Origin of the sequence: Paenibacillus sp. F4 (assembly GCF_002894905.1) — a bacterium.
Taxonomy (GTDB): domain Bacteria; phylum Bacillota; class Bacilli; order Paenibacillales; family Paenibacillaceae; genus Paenibacillus; species Paenibacillus polymyxa_B.
This window is the reverse complement of record NZ_POVS01000009.1, coordinates 440,296-452,815: the sequence shown is the minus strand read 5'-3', so window position 1 is coordinate 452,815 and position 12,520 is coordinate 440,296. Positions and strand designations below refer to the sequence as shown.

General features: G+C 45.8%; 14 protein-coding genes and 1 tRNA gene. 11 read left to right on the top strand and 4 right to left on the bottom strand.

Translation table 11 applies throughout. The annotated features are described in order from the left end of the window. Window positions 1–25: 25 nt before the first annotated feature. Together C1T21_RS09060 and C1T21_RS09055 are read left to right on the top strand one after the other, a co-directional pair. Window positions 26–1,690 carry an RsmB/NOP family class I SAM-dependent RNA methyltransferase gene (locus C1T21_RS09060; protein ID WP_103047998.1) on the top strand — a complete coding sequence of 555 codons (1,665 nt, stop codon included), beginning with the start codon at window positions 26–28 and terminating at the stop codon, window positions 1,688–1,690. Next, window positions 1,687–2,469: a pseudouridine synthase gene (locus C1T21_RS09055; protein ID WP_103047997.1), complete on the top strand. Its 783-nt coding sequence runs from the start codon at window positions 1,687–1,689 to the stop codon at window positions 2,467–2,469. The genes C1T21_RS09060 and C1T21_RS09055 overlap by 4 nt, the downstream gene beginning before the upstream one ends. A gap of 125 nt (window positions 2,470–2,594) precedes the next feature. Here the strand turns inward: C1T21_RS09055 and C1T21_RS09050 are convergent, their stop codons facing one another. After that, window positions 2,595–3,776, bottom strand: a complete 1,182-nt coding sequence (locus C1T21_RS09050) for a GGDEF domain-containing protein (RefSeq protein WP_103047996.1) — start codon at window positions 3,774–3,776, stop codon at window positions 2,595–2,597. Window positions 3,777–3,982: 206 nt separating this feature from the next. Between C1T21_RS09050 and C1T21_RS09045 the strand changes: the two genes are divergently transcribed. Further along, entirely contained in the window at window positions 3,983–5,107 is a 1,125-nt protein-coding gene (locus C1T21_RS09045) for a glycosyltransferase family 4 protein (RefSeq protein WP_103047995.1), read from the top strand. Here C1T21_RS09045 and C1T21_RS09040 read toward each other — a convergent pair. Continuing rightward, a complete protein-coding gene (locus tag C1T21_RS09040) occupies window positions 5,104–6,210 on the bottom strand; it encodes a YkvI family membrane protein (RefSeq protein WP_025720072.1) in 1,107 nt (368 codons plus the stop codon). The genes C1T21_RS09045 and C1T21_RS09040 overlap by 4 nt on opposite strands. Window positions 6,211–6,350: 140 nt before the next feature. Between C1T21_RS09040 and C1T21_RS09035 the strand changes: the two genes are divergently transcribed. The 5 genes from C1T21_RS09035 (at window position 6,351) to C1T21_RS09015 (ending at window position 8,868) form a co-directional block, all read left to right on the top strand. Continuing rightward, window positions 6,351–6,956 (top strand): DedA family protein, encoded by a 606-nt coding sequence (locus tag C1T21_RS09035; protein ID WP_103047994.1) that lies wholly within the window; start codon window positions 6,351–6,353, stop codon window positions 6,954–6,956. An 84-nt stretch (window positions 6,957–7,040) separates the two neighbouring features. Continuing rightward, window positions 7,041–7,613: a xanthine phosphoribosyltransferase gene (locus C1T21_RS09030; RefSeq protein WP_013309742.1), complete on the top strand. Its 573-nt coding sequence runs from the start codon at window positions 7,041–7,043 to the stop codon at window positions 7,611–7,613. A gap of 101 nt (window positions 7,614–7,714) precedes the next feature. Then, a complete protein-coding gene (locus C1T21_RS09025) occupies window positions 7,715–8,059 on the top strand; it encodes a hypothetical protein (RefSeq protein ID WP_007429850.1) in 345 nt (114 codons plus the stop codon). Window positions 8,060–8,199: 140 nt separating this feature from the next. Continuing rightward, window positions 8,200–8,421, top strand: coding sequence for a hypothetical protein (locus C1T21_RS09020; RefSeq protein ID WP_103047993.1), 222 nt, complete (start codon window positions 8,200–8,202; stop codon window positions 8,419–8,421). Between the two features lie 117 nt (window positions 8,422–8,538). Continuing rightward, entirely contained in the window at window positions 8,539–8,868 is a 330-nt protein-coding gene (locus tag C1T21_RS09015) for a carboxymuconolactone decarboxylase family protein (RefSeq protein ID WP_103047992.1), read from the top strand. Window positions 8,869–9,010: 142 nt separating this feature from the next. Here C1T21_RS09015 and C1T21_RS09010 read toward each other — a convergent pair whose 3' ends face one another. After that, the gene (locus C1T21_RS09010; protein WP_103047991.1) at window positions 9,011–9,547 is read right to left on the bottom strand and encodes a YhjD family protein; all 537 of its coding nucleotides are present in this window, start codon (window positions 9,545–9,547) and stop codon (window positions 9,011–9,013) included. A 222-nt stretch (window positions 9,548–9,769) separates the two neighbouring features. Here C1T21_RS09010 and C1T21_RS09005 point away from each other — a divergent pair. From C1T21_RS09005 to C1T21_RS08995, 3 genes are all read left to right on the top strand, one after another. Further along, window positions 9,770–9,854: transfer RNA gene (locus tag C1T21_RS09005), tRNA-Leu, on the top strand. A gap of 279 nt (window positions 9,855–10,133) precedes the next feature. Continuing rightward, a complete protein-coding gene (msrA, locus tag C1T21_RS09000; RefSeq protein ID WP_103047990.1) occupies window positions 10,134–10,646 on the top strand; it encodes a peptide-methionine (S)-S-oxide reductase MsrA in 513 nt (170 codons plus the stop codon). 125 nt (window positions 10,647–10,771) lie between these two features. Next, a complete protein-coding gene (locus tag C1T21_RS08995) occupies window positions 10,772–11,707 on the top strand; it encodes a divergent polysaccharide deacetylase family protein (RefSeq protein WP_103047989.1) in 936 nt (311 codons plus the stop codon). On the opposite strand, the gene C1T21_RS08990 is transcribed toward C1T21_RS08995, so the two are convergent. After that, complete coding sequence (locus tag C1T21_RS08990) at window positions 11,682–12,443, bottom strand: N-acetylmuramoyl-L-alanine amidase (RefSeq protein ID WP_103047988.1); 762 nt, start codon at window positions 12,441–12,443, stop codon at window positions 11,682–11,684. The genes C1T21_RS08995 and C1T21_RS08990 overlap by 26 nt on opposite strands. Window positions 12,444–12,520 lie beyond the last annotated feature (77 nt).

The window sequence follows — 12,520 nt, the reverse complement described above, 5'->3', positions numbered from 1 at the left end:
TTAAAAGGACAGGATGATTACGATTATGGGTGTACAGCTCCCCACAGCATTTGTAAAGCGCATGGAGCAACTGCTCGGCGACGAATTTGAAGCATTTATGACCGCCTATGACCACACGCCCCATGCCGGGATTCGCGTCAATACGTTAAAAATTCCGGTGGAGGACTTTAAGGAACGTTCTCCGTTCGAACTGCGGCCGATTCCATGGTGTGCCACGGGTTTTTACATTCCGCACGGTACGAAGCCGGGGCTACATCCTTACTACCATGCGGGACTGTACTATATACAGGAACCGAGTGCAATGTCTCCAGTTGAACTGCTCAATGTAGTTCAAGATGAAGCCGTATTGGACTTGTGCGCTGCACCGGGCGGGAAATCGACCCAAATAGCTGCCAAACTACAAGGAAGCGGCGTATTGGTGACAAATGATATTAGCGCTGACCGAACCAAAGCGTTGGCTAAAAATGTGGAATTGTACGGTGTACGTAATGCTGTAGTATTGAATGAAAGCCCGGATCGAATCGCCGATGCCTTTCCTCATTTTTTTGACAAGATACTAATTGACGCACCTTGCTCGGGAGAAGGTATGTTCCGCAAAGATGAGGATATGGCAAAACAATGGGAAACGCATTCGGTGGATAAATGTGTAGTCATGCAACGGGACATTTTGCGTGTAGCGGCCTCGATGCTGAGCACAGGAGGGAGAATTGTCTATTCGACCTGCACCTTTGCGCCAGAAGAAAATGAAGGAATGATCGCAGAATTTCTGGAGGCTCATCCCGATTTTGACGTAGTCCCTGTTCCATCGGAAGCAGGTTTTGCACCAGGCCATCCGGAATGGATGAGTGAAGAGGTCGCGGCATCACACCCCGAACTGTGGGGAACAGCACGCCTTTGGCCGCATCTCGTAGAGGGAGAAGGCCATTTTATCGCTGTGTTGCAACACCAGGGTGGTCTTATCACTGGGACAGAAGATCACACTGAATCCGGGGATTTGCCTCCATTTGAGGGCAAGAATGACAGGGCATTGAACATAGATGCAGCGTATCCACGGAAGAAGCAGTTTTTGTCCGTCAAGGAAGCACTGACACCAAGCGGTCAAGGAAGACATGCGACTGGTGAGCCTAAACGAAGTGGAAAAGGAATGGACGGGAATTTCGGTAAAGGAAAGTCCGCGCGCGGCTTGGGTGGCAATAAGTTTCGTTCCGGCAAAGAAAATGTAAAATCCGCTGCACGTTCCCCACAGGATGTGCTGGAGTCCTATCACCAATTTGTGAAGGAGCAGCTGGAGGTGTCCTTTACAGGCTATACGGTGGTCTACGGAGATCGTATTTATCAGTCGCCATTGGCATCCCATCGTTTGAACGGCCTTAAGGTGGTGCGACCAGGCTGGTTTATGGGTACCGACAAGAATGGTCGCTTTGTGCCTTCACACCCGCTGGCGGTGGCATTACGCCCTTCAGAGGCAGCTAGAAGCATCAATCTCTCAAGTTCAGATGCTGAGGCCATCCGGTATTTAAAAGGGGAGACCTTGTCCATCCCCGTTGAGAGAATGGCACTGCGGAACGAAGTCCAGCCCAAAGGCTATACTCTCGTGTGCATTGATGGTTATTCGGCTGGGTGGGGCAAATGGCAGGACGGCATGCTCAAAAATGAATACCCTACAGGTTGGAGGTGGACATCGGTATGAGTGGAAAAGGTAGACAAACGCAACGTTTGGATAAAGTTTTAACCCATATGGGATATGGCTCCCGTAGTGATATTAAGCGACAGGTGAAGCAAGGGATAATCACGGTAAACGGGAGGACCACCAAAGATAGCGGCTTACAGGTTCATCCATACCAGGATCAGATTGAAGTGAACGGGGAACGTGTTGTTTTTCGGGAGTATATTTACATTATGCTGCACAAGCCACCGGGCGTTATATCTGCAACCGAAGATACAAGGGAGCGGACGGTACTGGATTTGCTGAGTGCGGAGGAACGACATTTTGAGCCTTTTCCAGTAGGACGCTTAGATAAAGATACAGAAGGACTATTGTTATTGACCAACGACGGTAAGCTAGCGCACGAACTACTTTCTCCACGGCGGCATGTCCCTAAAACGTATGAGGCTACCGTGTCGGGTCATGTCACGGAGGAGGATATTTATCAATTTACGGCAGGAGTGGAACTGGATGATGGGTATGTTACCCTTCCCGCGCAGTTGACCATTCTTCGCCACGAACATCCGTATCAGGCAGATGGAGAAGTCATTTCCTATATTTCGCTTGTAATCCATGAGGGTAAGTTTCATCAAGTGAAGCGTATGTTCGAGGCGGTTGGTAAAAAGGTGACCTATTTGAAAAGAACGGCCATGGGCCCATTGAAGCTGGATGAACAGCTTCCACTGGGCAGCTATCGAGAGCTGACTAGTGAAGAACTGGCATGGATCGGCCGGGATATAGCATCTGCAACGTCAGAAGTTTGATAGGCAGATTATAATATAAAGACGCACAGGCTCTTATGAGATTCCTGTGCGTCATTTTATGATAATAGATAACCAGACAGAGAATTATTCAAACTCAACTTCAACACTGAATCGCAGTTTACGAATTATTGTGCGCGTGCTGCCCGACTTTTTTTCACTTCGGCTGCTGTATAAGCTGTAACCTTGTTTTTACCTGTCGTTTTGGATATGTACATCGCTTGATCGGCCTGCTTGACCAGTTCATCCGGGTTCATTTCCTTCTTCACTGTACTGTGTCCGACACTGATTGTGACAATGCTTTCTTCCGCGACCCGCCCGCGGATACGTTCTGCGACATGTCCAACCTTGGCCCGTCGATCCACAACCATTGCGACCAGTTCCTCGCCACCGTATCGTCCGGTCAGTCCGATTTCATCCAGTTCATCCTCCATAATCTGTGCCACCTGTTTGAGTACTTCATCCGCACGAGCATGGCCCTGCGTATCATTCAGCTTTTTGAAATTGTCAATATCGCAAAAAATGACCGACACGCGGATTCCTTGATCCATATATCGCCGTAGTCGTCCCGAAAAATATTTACGGTTATATAGCCCTGTCAGGCCATCGGTGATGGAAGAACGGTAAATCCTTTGGAGCAGCTCCACAATCCGTTCAAACAGGATGAGGAATAACGTAGTGTAGTACAGCAATGGTAAAAATGACATATATAGGACTGTGTTTGATCTTCCAGCTTCTTCAGGGATGTCATTTCGCAGCCACAAATAGCCGAGCCAGAGCAAATACATGGATAAGCCCGCTACATACTTCTTTGGCTGTCCGATTCGTGGGGTGATGAACACAAGGCTCAGCATAAGTACCAGTACTCGATAAAACAGAGTGAACCCAACTAGTTTCGCTGCGCTGATCCAAGCGGGCAACAAACCTGCAGTCCAGGCAATAACCGGCAATATCAATAACGCACCCAGCAGCAGCAAGGTCCATGTCTGCACACGTTTCAGCTTCCGGTAGAGTTGAAATACGGCGGCATTGATGAGCACGAAGGCAGACGCCTCCAGCACATTTTTCCACACGATTCCTTGGAGTTGCATCTTGCCTCCACCTGCTGAATAGAGATTCATGGCTTCATATGTCATAATAATAATAGCGGCAACCGAAAAAAGGATATAGGCTTTTTTTCGTTGTCTGCTATATATGATCACGCACATCAGTGCCATCATGAGTATAATATACAAACCGCAGGCTGCACTTACGGCCCCGGCCAGAGATGGGAAACCCAAGGTTCCCGATAAGGACAACAACGTCAACATCACCGACTCCATTTGCAAAAATAGTCAATCTATTGAACGGTTGATATCGTTCCGATACAATAGACAGGATTTATCCTATTTAAAATGTTATAATTTTCTTTTGTGACTAACATTTATTCTCAATATATCATCTTTCAGAAAATCCGGAAACCTATACATACAATCTGTGATCCGGGCAGTTTAATGCTTGAAAGGGGAAGCACGTCATGAAATTGCTACAGGCTCTCTTTTTCCCACCCGAGCAACCGGGAGGCGTTTCATCCATGATTCCATATCTGCAAGAGCGATTTACATCCCCCCGTTGGGAAATGGAGCTATTTTCAATCCCTAAACGGATTCGTAACAAGGGTAGGGACGAAGTAACTTTTGACACCTTTGACTGGACGAGATATGAACAATATCCAATCGTACAAAAATATATTCAGACGTACCGTGACTATTTGTGGTGGACCCGGCTTCGTATTCAGAAGCCCTATGACCTCATTCATGCTCATCATCCGATTGCGGGAATCGCCATGAAAACTGTTTTTCCTGACATTCCGCTCGTACAGACGATTCACTCTTCCTATGAGAAGGAGTTAATTCTAAACGGGAAAATAGAGGAGAACGGGCCTGAACACCAATTCTTGGTGTCACTGTATGGAGAAATGGAGCAGAAGGCGGATCGCCTGATAGCGGTATCTCATTCTTTTCAGCATTACTTAACTCCTTACGTTCAGAATCCGCAAGACATAGTAGTCATTCCGAATGGATATGATGAGAAGCGCTTCAAGCCCATTCCACACGAAAATGAAGTGACGCAGCTCATAACCGTTTGCCGCCTTGTTCCGGCGAAAGGACTGGATATTTTATTGCGGGCCTGTGCTGAACTTAAAAAAAGAAATCTGGAATTTGTGCTCCATATTATTGGAGACGGTCCGGTTCGCCCTGAGCTGGAAGAGATGGCGCGACAGCTCGATATATACCATGAGACGATTTTTTATGGATATACCCTTCATCCAGAAGAGTTTATGCCTTTCTTTGATGTATTTGTTTTGCCTTCTCGGGCGGAGGCCTTTGGTTCGGTATTTGCGGAAGCAGCGTTGAGTTGTCTGGCATTGGTAGGTACAGAAGTGGGAGGAATACCGGAGCAGATTGAGGATGGGGTAAATGGCCTGCTCGTGCCACCCGACAATCCGAGGGCACTGGCAGACGCATTAGAGAAGGTCATTGCTGACCCTGCCTATCGTTACGAGTTGGCTAGATCTGCCTGCGATAAGGCTAAATCAAGCTATTCTTTAAGTCGGGCGGTTAACGAGTTGAAGAAAATGTATTTGAAATTTCCACATTAACCATGACGAGTATCACCTGGTTTGGAATCGGAATGCCGAAAGCTGGAGCGAGGACGTGAGGAACGGAAAGGTCTCCCGCGTCCTGCTATGATCAGTTTACTAACCCACATCAGACTGAGCATTCCGAAAATAGGATAAAGGACAGATAACAGTGAACTGAAGCCGAACTGACTGATTAAAAAACAGGTGAGCATAATGAATAGTGTGATGAGCTTGGGCGAAATTTGGACATGCTGACGAATTTGCAGACTGACTCCATAAATGTCGGCTACAAAGGTACTGAAGATTTCCATGAAAATGAGTAGAATGTATATGATTTCGACAAAGGCACCCAGACGGTAAGCAATGCTTCCCATAGGGATTTCAAATTGCTGAATACCCGGCATATGTGCTGACATGGCAAAGTGTGCAGCCATCAGCATAAACCCGACACCAATTCCGCCCAAAACTCCGCCCCAGCGGATGGTTCTTCGGGAAAAGGTTTGGCTGCCAAGGGGTACAAGCACGGCTTGGGCCATAGTTAGGTTGAAGGACGTGTACAGCAGTGGAGAGAGCAAGGTTCGAAATGTACTGTGATCTGTCGTATTCGTAATAAAACTCTGAGGATTGGGCATGGAGAGCGTGCTGTGAACGAGCAGAAGAGACATGATGATCATCAAAGGGACAACCACGGTGTTCATGTGCAAGATGGCTTTAATGCCTTTACTTAGCAGCAAATAAGTTCCAATCAGTGTAATAAGCAGTCCGGTTTGGTAATGCAGGTGAAGGTGCTCTACAAAAACAGAGCCGGCTCCTGCCAGCATGACACTGTTTACGCCAACCAGCACGATGAGTGTGAACCAGCTAATCCATTTCCCGGCATTGGCGCCAAAAAGATGTTTGTTCAGGTCCTCGTAGGATTTGGCTGAAATATCATGGGCGATCAGCATCATTTTCGTACCCAACCATACAAATATGATTGTGGATAGCATAATAGTGAGTGTAGCCCAACGGCCATACTGCGTAAAAAATTGCAGAATTTCTTGTCCGGTAGCAAATCCGGCACCGACAATTGTACCGATGTATGTAAAAGCAATCTGAAAAACATGAATATTACGTTTCATCCCCAGTCCCTCCTTGCCTGCTTGAATAACGCTGCAGCGAGCATATAATACAAACTATGTTCAACTGAAATAGGACATGACTGGATGAGACTGAAAATAATTAAAGTGAATTAATGAATAGCTTGACGGGAGCGTAATTTATGGGTCAAATCCTTGCATGGATACTGGAATACGGATATTTGGCAATGTTCGGCTTGCTTGCACTTGGAGTAGCGGGTATGCCGATACCCGACGAAGTGCTAATGATCGCCTTCGGCGGGCTCGTGTCTCAAGGGCACTACAACTTCATTGCTGCACTGGCAGTCACATTTTTCGGTAGTATGACGGGTATGATGCTTAGCTACACACTGGGGCGTCTGTTGGGCAAACCACTTTTGCATCGATACGGAAAATGGGTGAGGCTTACGCCTTCTAGGATTGCCTCTTCTGAAAATTGGTTTGGGCGCTATGGTACCTGGGGAATCCTGTTCGGATATTTTGTCCCCGGCTTGAGACATGTATCCTCATATCTAGCAGGTACAACCCGTCTAGGCGTTTTTCGCTATATCAGTTATGCATCAGCAGGAGCTTTGCTGTGGTGCGGTACATTTTTGGGGATTGGACATGCGGTGGGCATGCATTGGGAGCAGGTGGCGAAGCTAATGGAGAAGGTAACGCATCAGGTAGGGCTAGTCGTTATTCTTATAATCGTTGTGGGAGGAATCACCGCATGGTTCTGGAACAAGCGTAAAAAAAATGTCACATGACTGCATGGAAAGCAGCTATAGCTTGAAAGCGGCGGGTGAAGTATGGTACTTTTACCGCATAGGATTGCCGTGGGAGGTCATGTAATGGAAGTATTAAAGAAACGAATTTTAAATGAAGGCGTGATTGCATCAGATCAGGTGCTGAAGCTGGATGGTTTGCTTAATCACCAGGTTGATCCAGAACTGACAATGGCAATGGGACGAGAGTTTGCAGCACGTTTCCGAGAAGAGAAGATTACCAGAGTAGTGACCGTGGAGTCCTCAGGCATTGCCATCGGGTTTGCGACAGCATTGGAATTGGGTGTACCGTTGGTATTTGCTCGTCGTAAAAAGACCCTATTAGCTGATCCAGACGCGCTGTGTGAACGCGTACCTTCGTTTACAAAAGGTATTGTTACGGATATTATGCTGTCTCGTCAATTTATTCACGAAGATGACCGTGTTCTGTTCATTGATGATATTATTGCTAATGGTGATGCGGCGCGAGGTATGGTTAAAATCATTCAACGCTCTGGAGCGGAGTTGGTTGGATTTGGTGTCGCGGTGGAAAAAAGCTTTCAGGCCGGAGCGAGAACCATCCGTGAGCAGGGTATTCGTGTAGAGTCATTGGTCAAAATTTCGTCGTTAGCTGACGGCAAGATTGAGTTTGCTGAATAGTAACAATTCAAAACTCCTGATCCTTATTTCTAATAATAACCTTTGCATGAGCTTCAATTTCGCTTATAATATAGATAAGGTTTTGGAGAGGAGGCAGCAACATGGGGAAAGAACAATTGACCGAACAGTTTTTTCTGGAAAAACTGGCAGCGGCTAAAGTACACTTTGAGCGTGCCTTGGATTGTAAGCATACGGAATTCGACGATTTGTATCCCTATATGATTGAACATCCTCAGTTTTTTTGGTATAAACGCTATGTGGCCTGGTCTGAGTTGTTGACGTTGGTTAACCTATGCGAAGAATTGTCCTTCTCTTGGAAAGAAGAATTTACTGCTCACCAAGTGGAGTATGTAGATCAGCGAGTGTTGTCTGCACAAGTGCTGGACTTCTGGTACGAGAAGAACGATACAAAAGAACATGATCACAGTGTAAATCAGTCGGGATAATTTGTCGCTCTGTTGGCAATCCATATAAGTAGTAAGAGGAAAGAGACCTAAATGATTCGTTTAGGTCTCTTTTTAAACTTTTTTCATGTATATAGAACCATGATCGTTATGTTAAAAAAGTGGATAAGGAGGGGACAAGGATGATTATGGACGAAGAATTGGATGCTTATCGAATCTCCGGTGAAAAGGTGCGTGTCGTACGCGATGGATTGGAGTCCAACGATGTTGTGGGCATTGTACTCGCATGGGATGATGAACAGGTGCTTATTCGCCGCCAGAATCGACGTGTGGTCAAGTTGGATCGCAGCTATACATACCAGTCGTTTAGCGAGCCGCGTCATAATCCGATAGATCTGGATTAGGAATGGGCTCCAAATGGGTGTTGGATAAAAATAACTGGGTGATTCATTAGGCATACAGAAACTCTAAATCGGACACAGTAATGAAGGAAAATCCAACAGAGAGGACGTGCTGTGTCAATGACGGTTATGGACGAAAAAGTACATGCATACAAGGATCAAATCAGCCATTTGGAAGATCAGTTGCCCGAGGTAGTTCATGCATATCATCGCTTTACCGGAGAGTGCTTTCAAGCCGGCAGCTTAGATGAGAAAACCAAGCAACTGATTGCGCTAGGCATTGGCTTATTTGCCAACAATGAAGTATGCACGTTTTATCACGTGGACGAGGCGCGGTCCAAAGGAGCCAGTGATCAGGAAATTATGGAGACCATTGCTGTAGCCGCAGCGGTAGGTGGAGGACATGCTCTAAGTCAAGGGGTTACGCGTGTACAGAGGGCGTTGCAATAAAGCGAATCATTAATGGATATGCTTATATTTCGTCATAGCGAATATAGATCGATTTGGGTATCTGATGGTTATGGAAAGGAGCTTCCGAGCACAGTTGGTGTCTGCGGACGCTCCTTTCTTTTGCATGTTTGTTGTGCGGGGATTATGCTCTTCTGCTTGCGGCAAAAGCAGCAGGGCGAGACGTTTTACGCTTATAGGCCAAAGAGGATGTAACCAAACTTCGTTCAACGATGCGTAGGGGTTTGGAAGTTGAATTGTTTGATAATTCGGGGCGATGTTTCTCAAGTAAAGGAAGGGCAGCTGTATGGGGCATAGAGGTTGAGAGCCCCAAATATGCTCGCATCCGCTCATACATTTCTTTACGGAATGCTGGCATTGCCATACTGAACTGCTCTTTATTGCCTTTACTTATATAGGTGGCGTGAACGCCGGAGTGGTTTTGTTGTATGTCCAGAACATGAATGTGATATTTATTAAATTCATGTTTTATTTCAGACAGCAGGATCCCGGTACGATCTACACCTGCGTTAACCAATTCGACATAAAGATCAGGGGTTTTCAGCATACCGCTTTCTTCAAGAATTAGGCTGTCCCGCTCAAATACTTTTTGAATAAAGGTAAGGAGCAGATAACTTTTCACAAGAGACCATTCATGCTGAGTAGTTTCTAAAGAGATCATTACCATTCACCGCCTTAGGAAAATGTGAAGATAATTCATAACCGATTGAAGAAAAGGAACCTTTGTTATCTAGAACCTATGTTCCCATTTTAGTTTATTATTCCTTTTTTATCAAGAGAAAATTAACAAACATAAAAGGTTTGACATCTTGATATGAGCATGGTATGATCTATCTTGTCGCCAAGAAAGATTGATCTTTTGAGGATAAACGACAACTTATATGCGGTCGTGGCGGAATTGGCAGACGCGCACGGTTCAGGTCCGTGTGGGCTAACCCCCCGTGGAGGTTCGAGTCCTCTCGACCGCATCCATTAGAAAAGGTCTATAGAATTGCTCTTGTAGCAGTTTTAGAGACCTTTTTCTTATATTTCCGGGGATTTGCTCATAGTTTAAGCTGAACACGTTTCTTGTCTTCACACAAACTATGGATTTCCATAACGGATTCTGACAAATTACTTGATTTCTTTTAGGTGGGATTTTTGCAAAATCCTCAAGTTCATAAACAATTTTTTTATAAGGCTATCTTTTAAGATATGATAGAAAATAACGCACTTTATGATGAAGTTATTGAAAGGTTGGATGTACGATGGAGAAAGCAACGTTTGCAGGTGGATGCTTCTGGTGTATGGTGACTCCGTTTGAGGAGCAGCCGGGCATTCATGGCATTGTGTCAGGATACACTGGAGGAACGATTCCCAATCCGACCTACGAGCAGGTTAAAACAGGAAACACAGGTCACTACGAGGTGGTGCAGATTACTTTTGAGCCTGAGCTGTTTCCTTATGAAAAGCTGCTCGAATTATATTGGCCGCAAACAGATCCTACCGACGGGGAAGGTCAATTTCAGGACCGGGGTACACAGTATAAACCCGCAATTTTTTATCATACAGAGCAGCAACGTGAGCTTGCACAACAGTCCAAGGAGCAGTTGGCACAAAGTGGACGTTTTGATAAGCCAATTGTAACGGAGATTCTTCCTGCTTCAATTTTTTATCCTGCAGAGGATTATCATCAGGATTACCACAAGAAAAACGTGAAGCACTATAAGGAAGATCGGGCCCAATCAGGTCGTGATGAATTTATTAATAAGAACTGGTAAGCAGCTTTAACATACGTTTCTACGCACGATAAGGCAGATCAGGGATTATTCCATGGATCTGCCTTATACATATTTAGACGACGTTACTCACACAATGAAGGGACAGAGAAGGAGGCTGACCCGCAATGAGTACACGACGGAAGCTGCACATGAGAAATATAATAAAAAAGGCTTTAAAGGAATCTCGCGCTCGGAAAGAGCCAGCTTATGTACCTGTATTCCATTCAAGCTCCAAAATGCGAAGAACCATAGTACTCTGTATTTCGGTATGCATGTTATTCATGGTCTGTAGTACTGGTGTTGCAGAAGCAATAGACAAACAGGACGAGCCGCAAAGGATGGTTGCTGTCATTATTGACGATCTGGGAAACAATATGAAAGGAACTGAGCAAATTTTAAATTTACCCGTTAAGATTACCGTTGCTGTGATGCCCTTCCTGCCTACAACCAAGCAGGACGCTATGGAAGCGCATAAGCGCGGTCATGATGTCATCGTCCATCTTCCAATGGAGCCAAAGCAGGGGAAGCCCGAATGGCTTGGGCCTGGAGCAATTAAGGCTAATATGACGGATGAAGAAGTACGTGCGAAGGTGACAGCAGCCATTAAGGATGTTCCTTATGCGATAGGGATGAACAACCACATGGGTTCCAAGGTCACTTCGGATAAGCGCATTATGTCCATTGTTCTTGATGTTTGTAAGGAGCATGGACTATTTTTTGTCGATAGCCGTACTAATTATTGGTCAGTGGTCCCTGAGCTTGCCGCTAAAAAGGGAATGCCACCAGTACGAAATGATGTTTTTCTGGATGATGTCCATAACCTCGCCCATGTGAATCGCCAACTTACAAAAGTGGTTGAATGGCTGGATGAGCACAACACCTGCGTAACGATTGGGCACGTCGGCGTGTCTGGTATGTACACATCCTCCGCTCTTCATTCGTCGGTTCCCAAGCTAAAGGAGCACGCCAAATTTGTGGGTATTAGCGATTTGGTACGAGCTGTATGGGGATGGACGGGAGACCCAGCCACCAACACTACCATGCCGTCAGATGCGCAATAATGCCTTCGGCAATAGCTTCGGCAACGCTTTTTTGACCACGATCCTCGGAAAGCATAGCTCTGTCCTGTTCGTTACTGATAAATCCAGTTTCTACAATTACAGCAGGATGCTGAATTTTATTCAAAAGATAAAAGGGCTTTCCGTACACTGTTTTTCTATTCATGCAAAATAAGCGGTTTAATGAATGCTGAATCCGTTCAGCTAACAGATAGCTGCTGCCTTCATCCTGATACAGTACAATGGGTCCCCGTTTTTCGGCACGTTTGTTCCAATTGACATGCAGGCTTACAACCAAAGCGGTGGGCAGTTGTTCTGTTAGGCTTTTCCGTTGGGCGAGGTCTTTAAGGTGCCGGGATTTGGACTGCAGCCAACGGTTGTCGTCACTCAGTGCGTAGTCCTTGTCCCGATTCAGGACAGCAGGATATCCCTGGGAGCGTAAAATCAAGTACAGCTTTTGAGCAATGGCGAGATTAATATCTTTTTCCAAAATTCCTTTATGACTTGTTCCACCATCCACACCGCCATGGCCTACATCAATCAGGACAACGGGCTTGGCAAAAGCGTGATAGGACGAATGTACGTTGGGTGGACCCTCTGTATACTTGTTCGGTTCGTTACTTTTCTCGTCGGGCTGAGCAGCTATATAGGTAAACGGGGCAAATACAGCACTGCAAAGGATGCATAGACTTAACCCCAGCCCTGTCAGCCATATTTTGTTTAACTTTTTTTTGCTCACATTCTATTCCTCCAATGGACGAATTGATTATTTACTGAAAAACCATGCATAACAAGCATCAAACCTAAAGCAGCGTA

Excerpts from the sequence above, each read along its gene's own strand:
- C1T21_RS09060 (WP_103047998.1), top strand. The coding sequence starts at position 26 with ATGGGTGTACAGCTCCCCACAGCATTTGTAAAGCGCATGGAGCAACTG.
- C1T21_RS09055 (WP_103047997.1), top strand. The coding sequence starts at position 1,687 with ATGAGTGGAAAAGGTAGACAAACGCAACGTTTGGATAAAGTTTTAACC.
- C1T21_RS09050 (WP_103047996.1), bottom strand. The coding sequence starts at position 3,776 with ATGTTGACGTTGTTGTCCTTATCGGGAACCTTGGGTTTCCCATCTCTG.
- C1T21_RS09045 (WP_103047995.1), top strand. The coding sequence starts at position 3,983 with ATGAAATTGCTACAGGCTCTCTTTTTCCCACCCGAGCAACCGGGAGGC.
- C1T21_RS09040 (WP_025720072.1), bottom strand. The coding sequence starts at position 6,210 with ATGAAACGTAATATTCATGTTTTTCAGATTGCTTTTACATACATCGGT.
- C1T21_RS09035 (WP_103047994.1), top strand. The coding sequence starts at position 6,351 with ATGGGTCAAATCCTTGCATGGATACTGGAATACGGATATTTGGCAATG.
- C1T21_RS09030 (WP_013309742.1), top strand. The coding sequence starts at position 7,041 with ATGGAAGTATTAAAGAAACGAATTTTAAATGAAGGCGTGATTGCATCA.
- C1T21_RS09025 (WP_007429850.1), top strand. The coding sequence starts at position 7,715 with ATGGGGAAAGAACAATTGACCGAACAGTTTTTTCTGGAAAAACTGGCA.
- C1T21_RS09020 (WP_103047993.1), top strand. The coding sequence starts at position 8,200 with ATGATTATGGACGAAGAATTGGATGCTTATCGAATCTCCGGTGAAAAG.
- C1T21_RS09015 (WP_103047992.1), top strand. The coding sequence starts at position 8,539 with ATGACGGTTATGGACGAAAAAGTACATGCATACAAGGATCAAATCAGC.
- C1T21_RS09010 (WP_103047991.1), bottom strand. The coding sequence starts at position 9,547 with ATGATCTCTTTAGAAACTACTCAGCATGAATGGTCTCTTGTGAAAAGT.
- msrA (WP_103047990.1), top strand. The coding sequence starts at position 10,134 with ATGGAGAAAGCAACGTTTGCAGGTGGATGCTTCTGGTGTATGGTGACT.
- C1T21_RS08995 (WP_103047989.1), top strand. The coding sequence starts at position 10,772 with ATGAGTACACGACGGAAGCTGCACATGAGAAATATAATAAAAAAGGCT.